Here is a 21,015-nt window from a genome sequence, read left to right as displayed (position 1 = left end):
CGCGCTGACTTCAACCCCTGCTCTCGCCGACTTTACTGAAAATCGGCTGCCGTCAATGTACGCTGTTCGCTGAAAGCAGCGGCATTGCGCGCCGCAACTTCATCGGTGTTCACGATTAGCCCGACTTGCGCAAGCGGGCCACCACGTCCAGCGTTTTCTAACCAGGTTTGCACAAATTCGCGCAGGCCAGGAACTGCATCCAGGTGGTTTTTCTTCACATAGATGAACATCGCGCGCGCGCCCGGATAGGCGAAGCTGGCAATGTTGTCATAGGTCGGCTCCACGCCGCCCAGCGGCACACCGCGCACCCGGTCGAGATTTTCTTCCATGTAGGAATAGCCGAACACGCCGACCGCGTTGGGGTTGCTCTCGATCTTCTGGACAATCAGGTTGTCCTGCTCGCCCTGATCGACATAGGCGCCGTCCGAACGCACTTCGGTGCAGACCTGCTTGTGACGGTCTTCATCGCTGTCCTTGAGTGCCTTCATCTCCGCGTTGGTGTCGCAGCCGGCCATCAGGATCAGTTCGTTGAAGCTGTCGCGGGTGCCCGATGTGGTCGGCGGGCCGTATACAAGGATCGGCAGCGCAGGCAGCGACGGATCGACATCGCTCCAATTGCGCGCAGTCTGCGGCTTCCCATAGGGATTGGCCGCCAGCGCGCGGTAAACCAGTTCCGGCGTCAGGCTGAGATTGATGCCGTTATTGGCCGCAGCCATCACCACGCCATCCATCCCGATCTGAATTTCGATGATATCGGTCACGCCATTGGCCTGGCAGGTTTCGAACTCGCTCACCTTCATCCGGCGGGAGGCGTTGGCGACGCTGGGCGTCTGCGCCCCATCGCCCGCACAGAACAGCGCAATCCCGCCGCCTGTCCCCGTCGATTCGATCAGCGGAGCCGGCAGGTCCGGGTGATTGCGGCTGAAAAGTTCCGAAACCACGGTGGCAAACGGATAGACGGTGGAGGAACCAACCGCGCGCACGGCAAGGTTGGAGGTCGACTCTCCACCACTACCGCACGCGGCAAGAGCGATCGCACCAAGGGCGGCTGCAGCAAACTTGAAAGCATGGGTCATCAGGGGTTTTCCACTTCACTTGAGAGTTAGCGTTAGAGGCCCACTATTGCGCAAAGGCGACAGATTGGTGACAAGTTGCTGGCACATCCATGTCATGCATGGGTCAAGTGCCGTGTGGCAAGTCCCGTCAGCCGTGGTGCATGGGCCATACGGATCAGAAATCGACCTGGCCGCGGATGCCCAGAACATCGGCATTCCACTTCCGGCTGCCTCCTGGCAGGGCAAAGGCGGCATCCGAATATTCCAGGTGCCCGTAATTCACGGTAAGGCGGGTGTAGGTGGTGGGCACCCAGACCAGCGAGGCAAGGTAGCCATCCTGCTGGCCCCCGGTGATCCCGGCATCGACAAGATCGAGATAATCGTAACGCAGATTTATCTGCCACGCGCCGGGTCCTCCCGCATCCACGCCGCGGGCAGGGCGCGTGCGTTCCCATTTGCCGGAGCGGTAGCCACGGGAATCACCATTGGTCAGGTAATAGCCGACTTCGACAAACCCGCCGAAGAAGGTGGGATCGGCTGCGAGGCCAGGCACTGTGACATTCTGCCAGAATGCCTCGGCATTGGCGTGCCAGCGGCCTGACAGCAAGGCGGCTTCCACGCCGCCGCCGAATTGCCGGCTTGCGGCGATATTGGGCGTGGCAAGCGGGCGTTCGGAAGTGAAATGCACAAGCGGGCGCTGGCGGTAGCGGACCGTGCTGCCGGCTTCCAGATCGGCCCTATGGACGGATGCGCCGAAATGCAGCTGCGTCTCGCCCAGCTTGGGCGCATACACGGCCCGCGCATCCATGCTCCAGTTCTTGGCAGGCAGATCCTCGACATTGTCTGTGAAGACACCAGCCTGGAACAGCAGATCGCCCGTGGAATATTGCGCCGAAAGCCCAAGGCGCCTTTCGAATCCGAATGCATCGGTAAAGGCGGCGCGCTCGATGAAGGTCGACCAGCGGCTGCTGGTGAGCTCTTCCATGCCTTGAAAATTGTTGTGCTGGCCCGCTGTCAGCGTCAGCCCGCCGTCGCGGTAGGTTACATAGGCATCGGTAAGCTCTGCCGCGCCGCCGGTAAAATCGACTTCCGCCTTGTAGCCGAAACCACCCGGAATCTCGCCTTCCACGCCCAGACGCATTCGGCGCATCTCGCTACCAAAGCCGTCGCTGCGGCCCAACGCTTCGGGAAGATCGGTGAGGCCGGCGTCGATGTTGAGGCGGCCAAACGGCTTGAACGACCACCCGCCGGCCTGCCGGACTTGCGGGGCACCTGCAAAGCTGATTTGCGGCGCAGCGGCTCCTGCCGAAGGTGCAGCTGGTGCGGCAGGGGGAACAGGGGGCGCCGGGACTTCCGCCTGACTTGCCTGCAACCCGTCGAGGCGTGCGGAAAGAGTGGCGAGCTGCGCTTCCAGAGCGGCCACCTGGGCGCGCAAGGCCGCGATCTCGCTTTCCGGGGAGGCGCTGGTCATGGTGCGGCCAGTTTCCTGCGCCGTCGCGGAAGTGGAGACAAGGAGCGAGGATGCTATGAGACCTTGCGCCAAGGCGCCCGTCATTCGCGAAAATGCCATGCATTATTCCCTTTTTCTGTCCGATATGTGACAGAAGCCGGGCGCACCTATGACCGCCTTATTGCATTTTTATGACAGATTGCGCGCGAAAATGTCAGTTTCTTGAAAACTCAGTCCTGCGCGGCGAGGGGTAGTCGCACGCTGACACGCGTCCCGAACCCCAGCTTGCTGGTGATGTCGAGTCGCCCGCGATGCCGCTCCACGATGTGCTTGACGATAGCCAGCCCCAGGCCCGTTCCGCCGCCCGCGCGGCTACGCGACGGATCGGTGCGGTAAAAGCGCCGGGTGAGGTGAGGGATGTGTTCTGGCGCGATGCCTTCGCCCCGATCCTCCACGCACAAGAGCGCCATATCGCGTTCCGCTTGCGAGAGGCTGACAATAACCGGCTTGTCCTCCGCACCGTATTTGAGCGCGTTGTCGACCAGATTGCGCACCAGCTGTTCCAACTGGTTGCGGTCGCCCCGCACGGTGACGGGATCGGGCGGCAGTTCAAAGCGGATGCGATCGATCCGCTCGGCCCCCGCCCCGTCGCGCGCGGCCTGCCGCACGATGGCCGCCAGATCGAGCTTCTCGCGCGGCTGATCGTGCTTTTCCGCCTCCACCCGGCTCAGGCTCATCAGATCGTCAACCAGCGCCTGCAGCCGGCGCGCCTCGCGCAGCACCGTGGCATAGAAGCGCTCGGCCTGTTTTGGCGCAATATCGGCGCCCGGTTCAGCTAGCGTTTCCATATACCCGATGATGGACGCAAGCGGCGTGCGCAATTCGTGGCTGGCATTGGCGACGAAATCGGTATGCGCGCGGCTGACGTCGGCTTCCGAGGTGCGGTTGATCAGTTCGATCAGGCCATAACGTTCGTCAATCCGCTGATACGACATTTGCCAATTGCTGCGCGGGCCGGTCAGGCCCTGCACGACCACGCTTCCGCCATCGGGCCTGTCGAGCAGGTCAACCGCCAGCGGATGCCGCAGCGCCACGCGCGCATCCTGCCCCACGATATGCGCGCCAATCGCCTCGCGCGCGGCCTTGTTCGCTACAATGATGCGGCTGCCATCGAGCATCAGCATGGGCAGGCCCGAATGTTCGATCAGGTCGCGCATCCCCGAACGGGTCAACTGCACGCCTTCCAATGCAGGCGGGGCGGGCGGGGCAGGCGGCGGCATGGCGAGCCAGAACGACGCGCACCAGACCAGCACCACGCCCGCCACAACCGCCGGGTCTATGCCCGACACGGCAAGCACGCCCCCCGTTGCCAGAGCAACAAGAAATCCGCCGATGGGAATGAAACGCCCCTCCATGGCAAGGGGCAATAGACGCAAGTTTGCTGGCAGGAAACCGCCAAAAGCCGGGGCTGTGCGCCCATTTCGTGCTGTTGACCGGGATATGTCCGGATGGTGACCCCTACGGGAATCGAACCCGTGTTTCAGCCGTGAAAGGGCCGCGTCCTGACCGCTAGACGAAGGGGCCGTCACCGTGGTGAACAGGCCCGCCAACGGGGCCGGTATCGGCAAATTCGCACCCGTGGTGACCCCTACGGGAATCGAACCCGTGTTTCAGCCGTGAAAGGGCCGCGTCCTGACCGCTAGACGAAGGGGCCACTGCGGTGCGAGGCCGCGCACTTACGGGCGCGCGGGCACGCGGTCAAGCCCCGCTGATGGCGGCAAAGGCCTTTTCTGAAAAGGCCAGGGCGTTCGTGGCGCTTTTCGCCTGCAAGCCGGCATCAATCTGCCCAGGCCGCATCCTCCAGATGCAGTTCTGCGGCAGGACGTGCGCCCCAGTCATCAATCTTTGCCCGGCCCGCCAGCCATAGTTTCCTGCCTTGTGTGCCGTGCAGCAAAGTCTGGCCAAGCGTGCTGTCTGCCGCGCGGAACGCCATCGCCTTGAACGAGGCGCCATCATCCCCCGCCGCAATGAGGCGCAGATGGTCCTTGCCCACTATGTCAGCCTTCACCAGCCGGACCGGACCGACGGCGATTCGCGGCCCCGGCCAGCCGACACCGAACGGGCCGGCCTTTTCCATCACCTGCACGAGATCAGGATTGAGGCCGCGCGGCGCAGTGGCAAGGTCAAGCCGCAGCACCGCCTCCGCGCTGGCGCGGGCCACGGGCGCCGCGAGCAGGTTCTCCAGCCAGGCGGCCAGATCGGACAAGCGCGCTTCCTCCACCGTCAATCCCGCTGCCATGGCGTGCCCGCCGCCTGCCACCAGCAAGCCGCCTTCACGCGCGGCGATGATGGCGGCGCCCAGATCAACCCCGGAAATGGAACGGCCCGACCCCTTGCCCTGACCCGTTTCCGAATCGAGGGCAATGACGATCGCCGGCTTGCCGGTCTTTTCCTTGATGCGCCCTGCGACAATCCCGATAACGCCGGGGTGCCAGCCATGCCCGGCCACCACCTTCACCGCCCGGTCCCGCTGGGCGGCAAGTTGCTCCTCCGCCGCTTCCTGCACTGCTGTCTCGATCGCGCGGCGTTCCTCGTTCAGGCGGGAAAGTTGGGCGGCGATGGCGGCGGCCTCGGCCGCGTCCTCGGTGGTGAGCAAGCGCACGCCGAGCGTCGCTTCACCCACGCGGCCGCCGGCATTGATGCGCGGCCCCAGCGCGAAGCCCAGATCGCTGCAGGTGGGCGCGCGTGTCAGGCGCGCGGCATCGATCAGCGCGGCCATGCCGATATTGCGGCGATGCGCCATCACCTTCAGCCCCTGCGCCACAAATGCCCGGTTCAAGCCGCGGATCGCGGCCACGTCCGCAACCGTGCCCAGCGCCACCAGATCGAGCAGCGAGAGCAGATCGGGCTCCGCGCGATTGGCGAAATAGCCGTGCCCGCGAAGCGTGCGCACCACCGCGACCGCCAGCAGGAAGGCAACCCCAACCGCCGCCAGATGGCCGTGCGCCGCGCCGATATCGCTTTCGTCTAGCCGGTTGGGATTGACCAGGGCCAGCGCAACGGGAAGTTCGCTGGCGCATTTGTGATGATCCACCACGATCACATCGACGCCCGCCTGGTGCGCTGCGTCCAGCGCGTCATAAGCCATGGCCCCGCAATCGACCGTGACGACGAGGCTTGAGCCGTCCTTGCCCAGCCTTACGAGCGCTTCCCCGGAGGGGCCGTAACCTTCCAGCAAGCGATCTGGTATGTAATGACCGGCATCATGGCCCAGCATACGCATCAAACGGATGAGCAGAGCGCTGCTGGTGGCACCGTCCACATCGTAATCCCCGTAGATCGTCATCCGCTCGCGCGTCAGCACGGCCTGTGCGATCCGCTCTGCCGCGCGGTCCATGTCGCGAAAGGCCGAAGGATCGGGCAGGAAATTGCGCAGCGAAGGATCCCGGTGCAGGGCAAGTTCAGTCTGAGGCACCCCGCGCGCCATCAGCAATTGCGCGATGATCGCTTCTCCCGCTTCTGCCGAAGCCGCATTGCCAAGCGCCATATTCCCACCCATCCATTGCCAGGACTTGCCGGACAAGGAAGTGCTGATACCAAGGGCCGCATGGTGGTGGTGGGATTGCTGGCCGCGATTTGCGGCAGGACTGCGGGCGGGAGCGTGTTCCATCGGGGCGATGCTAAACAATGCTTGGGGAACAGGAAAGCGCTGCAAGGCGTTTCGCACAACCAGATGACGCAAAAATGGTCCGATCTGGACCAGAGTCCACAGTCCAGCTTGCCTTGTGAGCCATTTGACATATCGGGCCACTCCTCTTGTAGGGTGCAAGGCATTGGGAGGGCGGGAAAATTCCGTATTACAGGGAGGGTGGTGTCATAGCGACTGCGCAACGCCCTTTGCGAAACCTGATCGATCATCCCGTGGTGCTGCTTTTCGCGCAGCATCAGCGCCCTTTCCTGGCCCGGATTCAGGCCTTGTCGCTTACCCATGGGCAATTCGCGGTCACGCTGGACCGCGTGGCGGATGAAGGGAAGGCGGGCGAGCAAGGCGCACTTCACTGGTGCGAATTGCTGGCGAACGGCCTGACTTTTGATGTGACGGGGCTTGCCCCCGGTGTGGCGGCGGCGATGCCGGAAATGCGCCATTTCTATGCGCTCGATGCGAACGCTGGACTTGGCGATTGCGAGGCGGTGGCGCTGACGCCGGGGCCGCACCTTCTGAGCGGCGGTGCGATGATTCCCGTGCTGCGCTGCCTTGCCTGGCTGGCGGGAGAGCTGGCCGGGCTGGAGAACATCAAGGGCGTTGCCTGGGGCCCGGCGGCTACGGTCTGTGCGCCAGGCTATTTCCGGGACGCGGTGACGCGCTGGCTGGGCGGAGGCGCCTTTCCGGGGCTGGGGCTGACGGCGCTGCGCACGCTGGACGATGGCAGCCTGCAAAGCGAGGGGCTTTCGCTATTCACCGGGCAGGAACTGCACCTCGTGCCCGATGCAGGAGGCGATCCGCAGCGCATGGCCAAGCTGGCCTTGCGCCTGCTGCATTGGCTGGTCGACATGGGGCGCATCACGCACACGATGAGCCTGACCGGTCCCGAAGGAGAACCGCTGCTGCTTGAGCCGCAGGACGCAGACGGGGACCGCCCCGCACTTGTGCGCGTGTCGCGCGGCGCAAGCTAAGACACGGCGGCGTCCATCATCTGCGGAACCAGCCAATTGGCGCCTGCGATACTGAGGTGATCGTCATCACGTTAGAGTGGCTTGCCTTTGCGCAAGACAGCACAGCTTGATCCATTGCACAGGAAATCCGCCGGACGAACGAGCGTTGCACCATACCGCTCTGCCACGCGGGCAAGAAGGGGATCGGAAGTGGCAATGCGGTGATCAAAGGTTGCGCGCGAAACTTCGCACTGCAGGCACCCGAATTGGCAGAGAGCCTTGTCTTGGCAGGCAAAGCGGGCATGGTAGCCATGGTGAGAGGATAAAGGGTCGCCAGTCAGTGCACAGAAATGCAGTGGGGGATGGGGCCCGCGGGCGCGAGCGGCTGCCTTTTCGGTCTGTGAACCGACCCGGCAAGCCCGGTTACCGCAAGCATATGCAGCGGCACCATCTCATTCCGCGCACTTTGCTGTCGGATCGCAGCCTGTCGTCGCTGTTCGATGCGCTGGGGCATGGCGGAGCCAGCCTTGATGATTTCCGCAGCAACGGGCTGCTGCTGCCCGCGCTGGAACAGGCGGCATTGGTGCTGGGCCTGCCTTTGCACCGCGGCCCGCATCCCCGCTACAACGAAGTGGTGGCCGAAAGGTTCGGTCAGATCGAGGCGAACTGGCAAAACAGCCGCAGCCGCAATCCGGATGAGGCCTTGCGCGATGTGCTGATGCGGATGCGGCTGTTGCAAGCGGCCTTGCGGCGCGCGCTGATGCAGCCGGCCGCACCCCCCCGCATCCGCCTCAATCTGCGCGATCCGGTGGGTTATGGCGTGGATTTTGCGGAACTTGATGCGATGGCCGAAACCATCTGGTCAGTCACGCAGCCTGCGGGCGGCTCGTGATTGTGGGGATCACCGCTGCTGCGCGGCCCGATCGCGCAGCGATGGCCAGTGCGCGACCAATATCCGCAGCGCTTCGGCAGCGCTTTCGCTGCGTTTAAGCGCCTGTTCCAGATGGCGCGCGGTCTGGCCCGTCTCCTCATCGCCGAAATTCGCCGCTACGCCTGCCAGCTTGTGCAGGCCGGAGACGATTTCCGGCAGGTTGTCCGCCGCGCGGTCGCCGGCGATTGTGCGCGCGATCAGGTCGAGCAGGTGCTGCTTGCGGGTGCGGTATCGGTGATCGAGCGCGTGGATGGCCGGTATTGCGCCATCGCCAAAGCGCATCACATCCAGCCCTTCGGGCGGGGCGGGGGCGACATCGGTGTTGGGAAGGGTGGCGAGCAACTTTGCGAGATCGGCCAGCACAACCGGCTTGAAAAGGTGCCCCTGCATCCCGGCATCGCGCGTGGCTGCCAGATCTTCGGGCTGGTTGCGCCCGGTCAGGGCGACGATGGGAAGTTGCTGGGCCGAATGGCCCGCACGGCGCATGGCGCGGGCAGCGGCAATTCCGTCCAGCAGTGGCATTTGCACATCCATCAGCACCAGGTGATAAGGAGAGCCTGCGAGGCGCGCGGTATCAACCATGGCCACCGCTTCCTCCCCGTTTGCCGCGATGTCGAGGTGAATTCCCAAAAGCGGAGCCATCGCCAGCACAAGCTGCTGGTTGATGTCATTATCCTCTGCCAGCAAGACGCGGCGCGGCGCTGCGGCCGCTGCTACCACCACATCGGGTGCGCCAGACACCCGCGGTCCCGCTTGCGGAGGCGGGGGAGCCGCGGCGACCCGAACCATTTGCTCCACAGGCCGGTGATCACGAAAAGGCAGGCGAAGCGAAAAACAACTGCCGCCTTCCTGCGCATTGCTTGTGACTGCCAGTGATCCGCCCATTCTGCGTGCCAGTTCCGCCGCAATGGCGAGTCCGAGACCGCTTGCAGGCGATACCGCAGATGCCGGCTGCATGGCATTGGCAAAGGGGATGAACAGCCTTTCCAGATGGTCCGGATCAATCCCGGCGCCGGTGTCAGCAACATCGACGATCAGCATGCCGCGTTCTATTCGCGCACTCAGGGTGACGGTTCCCTTGTCGGTAAACTTGACCGCATTGCCCACAAGATTGAGCAGAATCTGGCGCACATGCACCCGGTCAACCCAAAGACGCGCGGGCAGATCGGGGGACAGGGTGTGGATCAGCTTGATCTCTTTGGCTGTCGCCAGGGGACGGAAAATCTCGATCAGGCGAAGCAACTCTGCCGCCAGATCACATTCTTCGTGAACAATGCGTGTTTGCCCGGTGCGAATGCGCGAAAGTTCCAGCGTGTCGCTGACCAGCCGCAGCATGGATCGGGCGTTTTCGGTTATCAGGCGCGCCTGGCGCTGCTGCCCTTCGGAAAGTTCCCCCTGTGCCAGCAAGTCGGCAAAGCCGATTATCGAATTGAGCGGTGTCTGCAATTCCTGGCTCAGGCGAAGCAGGAAAGCCGCGCATTCATCATTCGATGCGGGGCATTGTGGTGCCAGTAGTGTTGTCGGCCGGGCCTCGCCGCGATACCTGCGCAAGATCATCAGGCCGATCAGGACAGCCAGGAGCGCAAGACATGCGAACAGGGAAAAAGCGGACATATGGCCAACCGGAATTGCACCAGTTTGGCCTACAGCGCTTGTGTTGTCCGAAGGTGGGCAAGGCTGCGCGTATTGCTACCTAGCAAGCGCGCCGAACATGAGCGTCCGGAAGTCTGTTGCGACCGAATGCGTAGCCCGGTAGACCGCAACAGACTTCCCGCCATTCACGCGGCAAGGGGCTAACCCGATCTGTCAGCCGGCAGACGCCATGCGCGCCACGACACCATTGGCCGCCGACAGGATCGCGCGGACGCTGGTAGTGGCGACATCCTGATCGATGCCGACGCCCCAGCTGGTGCTGCCATCGGGCAGGCGGCATTCGATATAGGCCGCCGCCCGTGCATCCACCCCCGATCCCAGCGCGTGCTCGACATAATCGACCACTTCGAAATCCAGCCCGAATGCCTCGCGCATGGTGCCAAGGATGGTGGAGAGCAGGCCCTTGCCACGCCCCGAAATGCGCTGTTCCTGCCCGTTCACCAGAATGGTGCCGGAAAAGACCTGCGTGCCGTCGCCTGCCTTGCTTTCCTGGTAATCCACCAGCCGGAAACGCTTGGGCACATCGCCGATGAAATAGGCCTGCCGGAAGCAGTCCCAGATGTCGGCGGCGTTGAGTTCGCGGCCCAGATCGTCGGCCATCTTTTGCACATGGCGCGAAAAATCGGCCTGCATCTTCTTGGGCAGTTTCAGGCCCTGATCCTGTTCCAGCACCCACGCGAAGCCGCCCTTGCCGCTTTGCGAATTGACGCGGATCACCGCCTCGTAAGAACGGCCCAGATCGGCCGGATCGATCGGCAGATAGGGCACACGCCACAGCTCGTCATTGCGCGCGGCCTGCGCCTCGAAACCCTTCTTGATCGCGTCCTGATGGCTGCCCGAAAAGGCCGTGAACACCAGTTCTCCGCCATAGGGGTGGCGCGGGTGCACGGGGATCTGGTTGCAGTATTCGACCGTTTCGATCACCTTGTCGATATCGCTGAAATCCAGCCCCGGATCGATGCCCTGCGTGTACATGTTCATGGCCACGGTGACGAGGCAACAATTGCCGGTCCGCTCGCCATTGCCGAACAGACAGCCTTCCACCCGGTCTGCGCCCGCCATCAGGCCCAGTTCCGCCGCCGCAACGCCGGTGCCGCGGTCATTATGCGTATGCAGCGATATCACTGCCGATTGCCGGTTCGGCAGGTTGCGGCAGAAATATTCGATCTGGTCGGCATAGATGTTGGGCGTGGCTGCCTCGACGGTTGCCGGCAGGTTCAGGATCAGCGGGTTGTCCGGCGTGGGCTGGATCACCCCCATCACCGCCTCGCACACCTCAAGGCTGAAATCGAGTTCGGCGGTGGAGAAGGTTTCGGGGCTGTATTCGAACTGCCATTTGGTGCCGGGACGCTTCGCTGCCTCGTCCACCAGCCATTGCGCACCCTTGATCGCGATCTGCTTCACCTCGTCGCGGGTCATGCGAAAGACGATCTCGCGCCAGGCCGGGCTGACTGCGTTGTAGAGGTGAACGATCGCCGCGTGCGCGCCTTCCAGGCTTTCAAAGCTGCGGCGGATCAGATCCTCGCGCGATTGGGTCAGCACCTGGATGGTGACATCCTGCGGGATGCGGCCCGATTTGACGAGGCCGGAGATGAAATCGAACTCGGTCGCGCCCGCACTGGGAAAACCGACCTCGATCTCCTTCACGCCCACTTCCAGCAGCAGGTCGAAGAACCGGTTCTTCTTCACCGCGTCCATCGGATCGATGATCGACTGGTTGCCGTCGCGCAGATCGGTCGACAGCCAGCGGGGCGGCTTCGTGATGGTGCGCGAAGGCCATTGCCTGTCCGGCAGGTTGACCTGCGGGAAGGGCTGGTATTTTCGGCTCGGGTCCTTGAGCATCGGCATGGAAAAATCCCTTATCGCTTCCGGCCCGCACGGCAAGGGGTGCGGGGCAAATTCACCAGTCTTGCGGATGGCCCTTAGGCGATGTCCCGGCGGCAAAGGCGCAGGGGCAATGGCACGCCTAAGGGCGTGTAAGTCGAAGCAGCGATAGGGTTTCGCGGGTCTTCATGTCGGGCAGCATATGCGCATGGGGTAAACAAATGTCCAGTGGGCGCATGAAAAACGCGCGGTCCCGCTTGGGAACCGCGCGCCTTGGACGCCCAAAGGGGCGAAGATTTACTGCTTTTCGAAAGCGATGGTGATGTCCAGTTCCACATCATCGCCCACCAGAGGCACGAAACCGCCCAGGTTCCATTCCGAACGCTTGATGGTGGCGGTGCCGTGGAAGCCCAGTGTCGCGCGCTGGTTGAAGGGGTGGTTGCCCGCGCCCGAAAACTCGGCCTGGATGGTGACCGGCTTGGTCACGCCGTTCAGCGTCAGATCGCCCATGATATGTGCAGTGTGCGTGCCCGTGGTGTGAACCGAGGTGGACACGAAACGGGCCGGGGCAGGATTGGGGCCGAAGAAATCGGGGTTGCCGCCATTGGCGCCCGCGCGCATCAAATGCTCGGTCAGGCCCGCGCTGGCGGTTACCACGCTGGCGATGGGAATGGTCACATCGACCTTGGCCGCGTTGAGATTGGCCGGGTCGATCTCCAGAGTGCCCGCAACATCGCCAAAAATGCCGAAATAGTCGTTGAAACCGAAGTGGTTGACCTTCCAGCCGACAAGCGAGTGGCTGGCATCGGTGGCATAGGTTCCCGCAGTCACGCGGCTTGCGTCAACGGCACCCGGCAGCTGCGGCGGGCCGCCCTGGGCATTGATGCCACCGGCCACAAGAGCGGTAAGGCCACCGGCGGCGGCGATGGAAAGCAGGGTCTTGCGCATGAAGGTTTCTCCCAGTGGTAAACTCAGGCGCGCAATGTGGCGATGCGGCCTGCCAATGTCCACCGGTAAGCGAATGCGCAGTGCAGGGGGCGGCGGGGATTTTTGTCGCGATTTGTCGCAGACCCCCGCCGCTTGCCTGCGGATCAGTTCTTGGTCTGGTCGACCAGCTTGTTGGCCGAAATCCACGGCATCATGGCGCGCAGACGGGCACCGGTCTGCTCGATCGGATGCGCAGCAGCAGCCTTGCGCGCCGCCTTCAGTTCAGGCTGGCCCGCGCGGTTGTCGAGCACGAAGTTTTTCACGAACCGGCCCGACTGGATGTCGGCCAGCACGCGCTTCATTTCGGCCTTGGTTTCGGCGGTGATGATGCGCGGGCCGGTGGTGATGTCGCCATATTCGGCCGTGTTGCTGATCGAGTAGCGCATATTGGCGATCCCGCCTTCATACAGCAGATCGACGATCAGCTTGGTTTCGTGCAGACATTCGAAATAGGCCATTTCGGGGGCGTAACCGGCTTCCACCAGTGTTTCGAACCCGGCCTGGATCAGGTGCGTGATGCCGCCGCACAGCACGGCCTGCTCACCGAACAGGTCGGTCTCGCACTCTTCCTTGAAATTGGTTTCGATGATGCCCGAACGGCCGCCGCCCACGCCGCTGGCGTAAGCGAGCGCGATATCATGCGCATTGCCGCTGGCATTCTGATGCACCGCGATCAGGCAGGGCACGCCGCCGCCCTTCTGGTATTCGCCGCGCACGGTGTGGCCCGGCCCCTTGGGTGCGATCATAATGACATCAATGTCCGATGGCACTTCGATCAGGCCGAAATGGATGTTGAGGCCGTGGGCAAAGGCCAGAGCCGCACCCGGCTTCATCTTGCCCTTGATGTCGTTTTCCCAGATCGCGGCCTGATGCTCGTCCGGCGCGAGGATCATCAGGATATCGGCCCAGCCGGCAGCTTCCGAATTGCTCAGCACCTTGAAGCCCGCGCCTTCGGCCTTCTTGGCCGAGGCCGAACCGGGGCGCAGCGCGATCGCGACATTCTTGCAGCCGCTGTCGCGCAGGTTCTGCGCGTGGGCGTGGCCCTGCGAGCCATAGCCGAGGATGGCGATGTTCTTGTCGGTAACCAGATTGAGGTCGCAATCGGCGTCGTAATACACTTTCATCGGGTGGTCCTGTCTTTGTTCTGTCTGTCCCCGGCCTTGGGCGGGAGGAAAATTTCGCGGTGGAGCCTCTAGCGGCATTTGCGCGCCGGGGCGATGTGCAATGTGATCTTTTTTGAAACCGGATTTACGCGGCGCTCACGCCCCCTGTGGCCCGCGCATCATGCCGACCACGCCCGTGCGGCCCACTTCGACAAGGCCAAGCTCGCGCATCAGCGTGATGAAGCTGTCGATCTTGTCGGGCGTGCCGGTCAGTTCGAAGATGAAGCTTTCGGTGGTGGTGTCGACCACCTTGGCGCGGAACAGTTCGGCAATGCGCAGCGCTTCCACGCGGTTGTCGCCTTTGCCGGCCACCTTGATCAGCGCCAGCTCGCGTTCGACATGCGGGCCGGACTGGGTGAGGTCGACCACGCGGTGCACCGGCACCAGCCGGTCCAGCTGCGCCTCGATCTGGTCGATCACGCGCGGCGGCCCTTGCGTGACGATGGTGATGCGGCTGACCTTGTGGTTGTCCGAAATGTCGGCCACCGTCAGGCTGTCGATATTGTATCCGCGCGCGGTGAACAGCCCGGCAATCTTGGCCAGAATCCCCGCCTCGTTATCGACGGTGATGTTGAGCACATGGCGCTCGGCCTCGGTTTGCTTGATCTTCATCACTACATCCTCAGACCAGCGCTTTGGCTTCGTCGTCCAGCGTGCCCGCCACCATGTCGCCATAAAGCAGCATTTCGGTATGCGCCGCGCCGCTGGGGATCATGGGGAAGCAGTTGGCTTCCTTGGACACCTGGCAATCGACCATGACGGGGCCGTCATGCTCCATCATGGCCTTGATGCCTGCATCGAGCTCCGCCTCGCAGGTGATGCGGATGCCTTTCCAGCCATAGGCCTCGGCCAGCGCGACGAAATCGGGCAGGCTGTCCGAATAGGAGTTGGAGTAGCGGCTTTCATAGGTCAGTTCCTGCCACTGGCGGACCATGCCCATATATTCGTTGTTGAGGATGAACACCTTGATCGGCAGGCGGAACTGGCTGGCGGTGCCCATTTCCTGAATGTTCATCTGGATGCTGGCTTCGCCGGCAATGTCGATCACCAGACTGTCCGGATTGCCCAGTTGCGCACCGATCGCGGCGGGCATTCCGTAACCCATCGTGCCAAGGCCGCCGCTCGTCAGCCACTTGTTCGGGTCGGTAAAGCCGAAATATTGCGCCGCCCACATCTGGTGCTGGCCGACTTCGGTGGTGATGATGGGGTCGAGATGATGGGTGAGGGCGTGCAGCCGCTCGATCGCCAATTGCGGCATGATCGTTTTGCCGTCCCCCGCCGGATAGGCAAGGCTCTGCCGCGCGCGCCAGCCGCTGATGCGCGCCTTCCATTCGGACAGGTCGAGCCGGTCGCGCTTGCCCCAGGCTTCCACCAATTGTTCGAGCACGGTGGCGCAATCGCCCACAATGCCGAGATCGACGGGGATGACCTTGTTGATGGATGAGCGGTCGATATCGATGTGAATCTTGGTGGAATCGGGCGAAAACGCGTCGAGGCGGCCGGTCACCCGATCGTCAAACCGCGCGCCGATATTCACCATTACGTCGCACTGGTTCATCGCCATGTTGGCTTCATAGGTGCCGTGCATCCCCAGCATCCCTAGCCAGTCCGGATGGCCCGCCGGAAAAGCGCCTAGCCCCATCAGCGTGGAAGTCACCGGCGCGCCGGTCAGTTCCTGCAAGCGGCGCAGCATCGTGGTGGCGCGCGGGCCGGAATTGATCACGCCGCCGCCGGTGTAGAAAATCGGGCGTTTGGCATTGGCGATTAGGTCAATCGCCTCGCCGATCTCGTCGGGTGAGGCAACCATGCGCGGCGTGTAGCGACGGGGGCGCTGCACCGGCGCATCTGTAAACGGGGCGGTGGCAACCTGCACATTCTTGGGAATGTCGATCACGACCGGGCCGGGGCGGCCGGTGGTGGCGATTTCGAACGCCTCGTCAATCGTGGCGGCAAGATCGGCCGGATCCTTCACGAGGTAATTGTGCTTGCAGCAATGGCGCGTGATGCCGATCGTGTCGGCCTCCTGAAAGGCATCGGTGCCGATCAGATTGGTCGCCACCTGTCCGGTGATGACTACCATCGGGATCGAATCGAGGAAGGCATCGGCAATGCCGGTCACCGCATTGGTAGCGCCGGGGCCGCTGGTGACGAGCACGACGCCGGGCTTCCCTGTGGAGCGCGCATACCCTTCCGCCGCGTGCGCCGCCCCTGCTTCGTGGCGGACAAGGATGTGCCGGATGCGGTCGTCCGAAAACAGCTCGTCATAAATGGGCAGCACTGCGCCGCCGGGATAGCCGAAGACATATTCGACACCCTGACGCACCAGCATTTCGCACAATATCGCAGCGCCGCTGCGTTCGTTGCTCACCGTATTTCTCCTGCTCAGGGCTTGGCGGAAGCGGAAAAAGACCAACCCGGCACGAGGGTTCGCGCCGGGCCGCCTGATCTGTTCCTGTTACCCGTTTATGCGGCGCTGTTATGGGACAGGAAATATCCTGTCAACCCCGAATATCAGAATAATATTTCAAAGTCTGTCTCAAATGAGACATTTTCTGGCGCAATGCGCGGCCATTCGGTTGGGGGTTGATGCCTCAGCCAGGTATATTGCCGCTTGGCGTAATTGCGCGTGGCCTGCTGGCCGGCCGCCAGCGCCTCCTCGCGGGTGCTTGTTCCGGCCAGCATTCGGGCGATCTCGGCCACGCCGATCGCACGCATGACGGGCAGGGCGGGGTTGAGATTGCGCGCCAGCAGGCTTGAGACCTCATCCACGGCACCCCCATCCAGCATGGCGGCAAAGCGCGCGTCGCAGCGAGCGTAGAGTCTTGCGCGTTCGGGCAAGAGGATCAGCGGGGCGAGCGTGATCGCCTCGCCAATGCCGCCGGTCATTTCCGCCTGCCATGCCTTGAGCGATCTGCCGGTCGATCGCACCACTTCCAGCGCGCGCGCCAGCCGCTGGCGGTCTGCCGGGCCGAGTTGCGCGGCATAAACGGCATCCTCCTGCATCAGCGCCGCATGGATTTCCGCCACCTCCATTGCCCGCACCTCGGCCCGGACCGCCTCGTCAATCGGCGGAACCGGCGCAATTCCGTCCAGCAGCGTGCGGATATAAAGCCCTGTTCCTCCCACCAGGATCGGCACCGCGCCCGCTTCATGTGCGGCGGCGATTTCCGCTTTGGCAGCCGCAGCCCAATCTGCGGCAGAGCAAGCGATGGCCCCGTCCCAGGTGCCGAACAGGCGGTGCGGCACCCCGCGCATCTCGTCTTCGCTCGGCCGCGCGCTCAGCACTGCCAGATCGGCATAGACCTGCGCGCTGTCGGCGTTGATGACCAGTGCCTGTTTGCCCGCCTCGTGAAGGGCCAGTGCCAGCCGCACCGCCAGATCGCTCTTGCCGCTGGCCGTCGGCCCTGCGATGAGCGCCACCGGATTTTTCGCTGGAGTTCGTCCCTTGCTCATTGCCCGCCTGATAGCAGACACCACCAATCTGGAAACACGCCTCGATGCCTTTGCCGCAGATCTGGCGGGAAAGGGCGTGGCGCTCGCATCGGCCGGCTTGCTCGACGGCGCGGGCGATGTGGTGGAAATCGCGACGCCATCCGATGACATGGCCGCGCTGCGCGCCGCGCTCGATGCGCATTTTCACCCCAGCGATGCGATCATTGCCACCGCGCCCTTTGCCGTGCCGCATCTGTTCGTGTCAGACATGGATTCGACCATGATCGGGCAGGAATGCATCGACGAACTGGCCGACTTCGCCGGGATCAAGCACCACATCGCCGCCATTACCGAGCGCGCGATGCAGGGCGAGCTCGATTTCGAAGGCGCGCTGCGCGAACGCGTCATGCTGCTGCGCGACCTTTCCGCAGGCGCGATTGCCGAATGTCTTTCCACGCGTATCACCCCGATGCCCGGTGCGCGGGTGCTGGTCGAAACGCTGAAAAGCCGCGGTTGCCGGACGGTGCTGGTGACCGGCGGTTTCCACCAGTTTGCCGATCCGGTGGCGGAGATGCTGGGCTTTGAGCGGGTGGTGGGCAACCGGCTCGAAATTGTGGATGATGTGTTGACCGGGGATCTTGTCGGCCCGATCACCGACAGCGGCGTGAAACGCACCGTGCTGCGGCAAGAGGCAGCGGAGTTGGGAGAAAATGTGGTGACGCTGGCGACGGGAGACGGAGCGAACGACATCCCGATGATTGCCGAGGCGACGTATGGCGTTGCCTACCACGCGAAGCCCAAGGCGCGCGATGCGGCCAATGGCTGGATTGACCGGGGCGATCTTACCAGCGTGCTGAAACTGCTCGGCGTGCCCGAAAAGGATTGGGTGGGCCGCTGATGTCACGGCGCATCCCGCACCCGCGCTATGTCCTGTTTCTGGCGGTATTTCTGCTGGGGGTAGTGGTTGCGGGAACGGTGATGCCGATCATACCGGCGCTGCTTGTAGGTTTTGATGCGGGCGTGGCGGTGTTCTTGCTCTCCTGCATTTCGCTCTGGAAATATGGACAGGCCAACCGTCTGCGTCGGGACGCGCGCGACAACGATGCGGGGCGCATCCTGCTGCTTGTGCTGACACTGCTTATCGCGGCGACCATCATGGGCGCGTTGGGCCTGCTTGTCCTGCTGCGCGAAACAGGCAGCGCGTTCATGGCGGGGCTAATCATCCTGACGCTCTGCGCCAGTTGGCTGTTCGTCAACCTGATCTACGCCCTGCATTACGCCCGCCTCTATTTTGACGAGGAAGCGCAGGAGGACAGGGGAGGTTTGGTGTTCCCCGACACGGCCACGCCTGAGTTTGCCGATTTCGTGAACTTTGCCTTCGTGCTCGGAACGACCTGCCAGACCGCGGATGTTGCGATCACCGGCACGCATATGCGCCGGGTGGCGACCTTTCACGGCCTGTTCGCCTTTGCCTTCAACCTCGTGATCCTGGCCCTGACGATCAATGTGCTCGCGGCCGGGATCGGGCGCTGAGGATCAGGCTTCCATCCAGTCCTTGAAGAAGCTGAGATGGGCCTCGCGCAGCGCGTCCAGCTTCACGCCGAACACGCTGTCGCCGCCCACTGTGCCGAGGCGCCGCACGCCGGACCCGGCGGTGTCCTCATTCCGCGTGCCCTTTGCCAGCTGCGCCTGGAAAGCAGCGACATCGGGCACGGTGACGATGTAGCGGGCCTGATCCTCGCCAAACCACCAGCGCGCCGGGTCGTAATCGGGGTGGTTCTCCACCTCTGCGCCCAGACCGCCCGCCAGCGCCATTTCCGCCAGCGCCACCGCCAGGCCGCCGTCGGAGACATCGTGCACCGCGTTGACGAGACCCGCCGCAATCAGTTCGCGCACGAATTCGCCGCTGTGCTTTTCCAGCGTCAGGTCGACGTGAGGAGCGCGGCCTTCGCAGCGCCCATGGATTTCGCGCAGCCACAGCGACTGGCCCACAAGGCTGCGTTCGGGGTTGGGGGTAGCCCAAGGCTCCGCGCCGATCAGATAGATGGCATCGCCTGTCTGCTTGAACGGCATGGTCATCATCTGCGCGTAATCGTCGATCAGACCCACGCCGCCAATGGCCGGGGTGGGCAGGATCGCGCTTCCGCCGCCGGTCGCCTTGCTTTCGTTATAGAGCGACACATTGCCGCTGACGATCGGGAAATCGAGCACGCGGCATGCCTCGCCCATGCCGTCCAATGCGTGGACGAGCTGCGCCATGATTTCGGGGCGCTGCGGATTGGCGAAATTGAGGCAATTGGTCACCGCCAGCGGCCGCGCACCCACAGCGCACAGGTTGCGGAACGCCTCGGCAATCGCCTGCTTGCCGCCTTCATAGGGGTCGGCAAAGACATAGCGCGGGGTGCAATCGGTGGTGATCGCCAGCGCCTTCTTCGTGCCGTGCACACGCACCACGCCTGCATCGCCGCCGGTTTGCAGCGTGTCCGCGCCGACCTGGCTGTCATATTGCTCCCAGATCCACTTGCGGCTCGCGAGATCGGGGCAGGCCATCAGTTTCAGCAGATCGCCGCCAATATCGCTGCCTCCCGGAATGTCCTCCAGCGGCTTGGTGCCCGCCCATGCGCGGTATTCCGCGCGGCTGAGGTAGGGCCGGTCGTATTCGGGCGCTTCGTCCGCGAGCGGCGCGAGCGGAATGTCGCAGACCACCTCGCCGTTGAACTCCAGCACCATGTGCCCCGTGTCGGTAACTTCGCCGATCACCGCGAAATCGAGTTCCCATTTGCGGAAAATCGCCTCGGCCATGGCTTCCTTGCCGGGCTTGAGCACCATGAGCATCCGCTCCTGGCTTTCGCTCAACATCATCTCATACGGCGTCATGCCTTCTTCGCGGCAGGGCACGGCGTTCATGTTGAGGCGAATGCCCGCGCCGCCCTTGCTGGCCATTTCCACGCTGGAGGAGGTGAGGCCCGCTGCGCCCATATCCTGAATGGCGACGATCGCATCGGTCGCCATCAGTTCCAGACACGCCTCGATCAGCAGCTTTTCGGTGAAGGGATCGCCCACCTGCACGGTGGGGCGCTTGGCCTCGGCATCCTCGCCAAAGTCGGCGCTGGCCATGGTGGCGCCGTGAATCCCGTCACGCCCGGTCTTGCTGCCGACATAGACGATGGGATTGCCCACGCCCGTGGCGGCCGAATAGAAAATCTTGTCCTGATCCGCGACACCCACCGTCATCGCGTTGACCAGAATATTGCCGTCGTAAGCAGGATGAAAATTGGTTTCCCCGCACACGGTGGGCACGCCCACGCAATTGCCATAGCCGCCAATTCCGGCGACCACCCCCTGCACCAGATGCTTCATCTTGGGGTGATCGGGCCGGCCAAAGCGCAGCGCATTGGCATTGGCGACCGGCCGCGCACCCATGGTGAACACATCGCGCAAGATGCCGCCCACGCCCGTGGCCGCGCCCTGATAGGGTTCGATGTAAGAAGGGTGGTTATGGCTCTCCATCTTGAAGATGGCGGCTTGCCCGTCACCGATGTCGACGACGCCCGCATTTTCGCCGGGGCCGCAGATCACCCAAGGGGCGCTGGTCGGCAGCTTCTTCAGATGCAGGCGCGATGACTTGTAACTGCAATGTTCGGACCACATGACCGAGAATATGCCCAGCTCCACCATGTTGGGCGTGCGGCCAAGCGCGTGGAGCACGCGGTCATATTCTTCGGGGCTGAGGCCGTGCGCCTCGACGATCTCTGCGGTGATTTCAGTCATGGCCCTGCGCCTTAGCGGGGAGGGAGGGGAGTCGCTAGCCCTTGCCGGATTGCCCACAGATTTCGCGCGGCCCGTTGGCGCGCTTGACGCTGCGCG

General features: G+C 63.4%; 17 protein-coding genes and 2 tRNA genes. 4 read left to right on the top strand and 15 right to left on the bottom strand.

Translation table 11 applies throughout. The features are described 5' to 3' along the window. Nucleotides 1-32 precede the first annotated feature (32 nt). The 6 genes from WFP39_RS01970 to recJ form a co-directional block, all read right to left on the bottom strand. Nucleotides 33-1,076, bottom strand: a complete 1,044-nt coding sequence (locus WFP39_RS01970) for a substrate-binding domain-containing protein (RefSeq protein WP_336917449.1) — start codon at nt 1,074-1,076, stop codon at nt 33-35. 154 nt (nt 1,077-1,230) lie between these two features. After that, nucleotides 1,231-2,625: a porin gene (locus tag WFP39_RS01965; protein WP_336917448.1), complete on the bottom strand. Its 1,395-nt coding sequence runs from the start codon at nt 2,623-2,625 to the stop codon at nt 1,231-1,233. 110 nt (nt 2,626-2,735) lie between these two features. After that, nucleotides 2,736-3,920 carry a sensor histidine kinase gene (locus WFP39_RS01960; protein WP_336917447.1) on the bottom strand — a complete coding sequence of 395 codons (1,185 nt, stop codon included), beginning with the start codon at nt 3,918-3,920 and terminating at the stop codon, nt 2,736-2,738. A gap of 94 nt (nt 3,921-4,014) precedes the next feature. Then, nucleotides 4,015-4,089 (bottom strand) — tRNA-Glu (locus WFP39_RS01955). 55 nt (nt 4,090-4,144) lie between these two features. Next, nucleotides 4,145-4,219, bottom strand: a tRNA-Glu gene (locus WFP39_RS01950). Between the two features lie 123 nt (nt 4,220-4,342). After that, complete coding sequence (recJ, locus tag WFP39_RS01945) at nt 4,343-6,052, bottom strand: single-stranded-DNA-specific exonuclease RecJ (protein ID WP_336917446.1); 1,710 nt, start codon at nt 6,050-6,052, stop codon at nt 4,343-4,345. A gap of 374 nt (nt 6,053-6,426) precedes the next feature. Between recJ and WFP39_RS01940 the strand changes: the two genes are divergently transcribed. Then, nucleotides 6,427-7,179, top strand: coding sequence for a hypothetical protein (locus WFP39_RS01940; protein ID WP_336917445.1), 753 nt, complete (start codon nt 6,427-6,429; stop codon nt 7,177-7,179). Nucleotides 7,180-7,250: 71 nt separating this feature from the next. Here WFP39_RS01940 and WFP39_RS15220 read toward each other — a convergent pair whose 3' ends face one another. After that, on the bottom strand, nt 7,251-7,415 hold the full coding sequence (locus tag WFP39_RS15220; protein WP_419716199.1) for an SGNH hydrolase domain-containing protein: 165 nt from the start codon (nt 7,413-7,415) through the stop codon (nt 7,251-7,253). A gap of 143 nt (nt 7,416-7,558) precedes the next feature. Here WFP39_RS15220 and WFP39_RS01935 point away from each other — a divergent pair, with 143 nt between their 5' ends. Beyond that, a complete protein-coding gene (locus WFP39_RS01935) occupies nt 7,559-8,050 on the top strand; it encodes an AHH domain-containing protein (RefSeq protein ID WP_336917444.1) in 492 nt (163 codons plus the stop codon). A 9-nt stretch (nt 8,051-8,059) separates the two neighbouring features. Here the strand turns inward: WFP39_RS01935 and WFP39_RS01930 are convergent, their stop codons facing one another. The 7 genes from WFP39_RS01930 to miaA form a co-directional block, all read right to left on the bottom strand. Next, complete coding sequence (locus WFP39_RS01930; RefSeq protein ID WP_336917443.1) at nt 8,060-9,646, bottom strand: ATP-binding protein; 1,587 nt, start codon at nt 9,644-9,646, stop codon at nt 8,060-8,062. 249 nt (nt 9,647-9,895) lie between these two features. Next, complete coding sequence (gene leuA, locus WFP39_RS01925; protein WP_336917442.1) at nt 9,896-11,590, bottom strand: 2-isopropylmalate synthase; 1,695 nt, start codon at nt 11,588-11,590, stop codon at nt 9,896-9,898. 273 nt (nt 11,591-11,863) lie between these two features. Then, a complete protein-coding gene (locus WFP39_RS01920; protein ID WP_336917441.1) occupies nt 11,864-12,514 on the bottom strand; it encodes a YceI family protein in 651 nt (216 codons plus the stop codon). A 143-nt stretch (nt 12,515-12,657) separates the two neighbouring features. Continuing rightward, nucleotides 12,658-13,677, bottom strand: coding sequence for a ketol-acid reductoisomerase (gene ilvC / locus WFP39_RS01915; protein ID WP_336917440.1), 1,020 nt, complete (start codon nt 13,675-13,677; stop codon nt 12,658-12,660). Nucleotides 13,678-13,812: 135 nt separating this feature from the next. Next, nucleotides 13,813-14,328, bottom strand: a complete 516-nt coding sequence (ilvN, locus tag WFP39_RS01910) for an acetolactate synthase small subunit (RefSeq protein ID WP_336917439.1) — start codon at nt 14,326-14,328, stop codon at nt 13,813-13,815. A 10-nt stretch (nt 14,329-14,338) separates the two neighbouring features. Beyond that, on the bottom strand, nt 14,339-16,084 hold the full coding sequence (ilvB, locus tag WFP39_RS01905; RefSeq protein WP_336917438.1) for a biosynthetic-type acetolactate synthase large subunit: 1,746 nt from the start codon (nt 16,082-16,084) through the stop codon (nt 14,339-14,341). A gap of 143 nt (nt 16,085-16,227) precedes the next feature. Beyond that, nucleotides 16,228-17,169 carry a tRNA (adenosine(37)-N6)-dimethylallyltransferase MiaA gene (miaA, locus tag WFP39_RS01900; RefSeq protein ID WP_336917437.1) on the bottom strand — a complete coding sequence of 314 codons (942 nt, stop codon included), beginning with the start codon at nt 17,167-17,169 and terminating at the stop codon, nt 16,228-16,230. Between miaA and serB the strand changes: the two genes are divergently transcribed. Beyond that, the gene (gene serB, locus WFP39_RS01895) at nt 17,162-18,046 is read left to right on the top strand and encodes a phosphoserine phosphatase SerB (protein ID WP_336917436.1); all 885 of its coding nucleotides are present in this window, start codon (nt 17,162-17,164) and stop codon (nt 18,044-18,046) included. The two genes, miaA and serB, sit on opposite strands and share 8 nt — an antisense overlap. Continuing rightward, nucleotides 18,046-18,681 (top strand): DUF1345 domain-containing protein, encoded by a 636-nt coding sequence (locus tag WFP39_RS01890; protein WP_336917435.1) that lies wholly within the window; start codon nt 18,046-18,048, stop codon nt 18,679-18,681. Before serB ends, WFP39_RS01890 begins: the two co-directional genes overlap by 1 nt. Before the next feature lie 3 nt (nt 18,682-18,684). On the opposite strand, the gene purL is transcribed toward WFP39_RS01890, so the two are convergent. Then, nucleotides 18,685-20,919, bottom strand: coding sequence for a phosphoribosylformylglycinamidine synthase subunit PurL (gene purL / locus WFP39_RS01885; protein WP_336917434.1), 2,235 nt, complete (start codon nt 20,917-20,919; stop codon nt 18,685-18,687). Nucleotides 20,920-21,015: the final 96 nt, after the last annotated feature.

This window comes from Alteraurantiacibacter lauratis, from assembly GCF_037154155.1.
GTDB lineage: Bacteria > Pseudomonadota > Alphaproteobacteria > Sphingomonadales > Sphingomonadaceae > Alteraurantiacibacter > Alteraurantiacibacter lauratis.
The sequence above is the reverse complement of the archived record's forward strand: the minus strand, read 5'-3'. Positions and strand labels throughout refer to the sequence as shown.

Excerpts from the sequence above, each read along its gene's own strand:
- WFP39_RS01965 (WP_336917448.1), bottom strand. The coding sequence starts at position 2,625 with ATGGCATTTTCGCGAATGACGGGCGCCTTGGCGCAAGGTCTCATAGCA.
- WFP39_RS01930 (WP_336917443.1), bottom strand. The coding sequence starts at position 9,646 with ATGATCTTGCGCAGGTATCGCGGCGAGGCCCGGCCGACAACACTACTG.
- WFP39_RS01960 (WP_336917447.1), bottom strand. The coding sequence starts at position 3,920 with ATGGAGGGGCGTTTCATTCCCATCGGCGGATTTCTTGTTGCTCTGGCA.
- WFP39_RS01920 (WP_336917441.1), bottom strand. The coding sequence starts at position 12,514 with ATGCGCAAGACCCTGCTTTCCATCGCCGCCGCCGGTGGCCTTACCGCT.
- ilvN (WP_336917439.1), bottom strand. The coding sequence starts at position 14,328 with ATGAAGATCAAGCAAACCGAGGCCGAGCGCCATGTGCTCAACATCACC.
- WFP39_RS01970 (WP_336917449.1), bottom strand. The coding sequence starts at position 1,076 with ATGACCCATGCTTTCAAGTTTGCTGCAGCCGCCCTTGGTGCGATCGCT.
- recJ (WP_336917446.1), bottom strand. The coding sequence starts at position 6,052 with ATGGCGCTTGGCAATGCGGCTTCGGCAGAAGCGGGAGAAGCGATCATC.
- purL (WP_336917434.1), bottom strand. The coding sequence starts at position 20,919 with ATGACTGAAATCACCGCAGAGATCGTCGAGGCGCACGGCCTCAGCCCC.
- miaA (WP_336917437.1), bottom strand. The coding sequence starts at position 17,169 with ATGAGCAAGGGACGAACTCCAGCGAAAAATCCGGTGGCGCTCATCGCA.
- WFP39_RS01890 (WP_336917435.1), top strand. The coding sequence starts at position 18,046 with ATGTCACGGCGCATCCCGCACCCGCGCTATGTCCTGTTTCTGGCGGTA.
- ilvC (WP_336917440.1), bottom strand. The coding sequence starts at position 13,677 with ATGAAAGTGTATTACGACGCCGATTGCGACCTCAATCTGGTTACCGAC.
- leuA (WP_336917442.1), bottom strand. The coding sequence starts at position 11,590 with ATGCCGATGCTCAAGGACCCGAGCCGAAAATACCAGCCCTTCCCGCAG.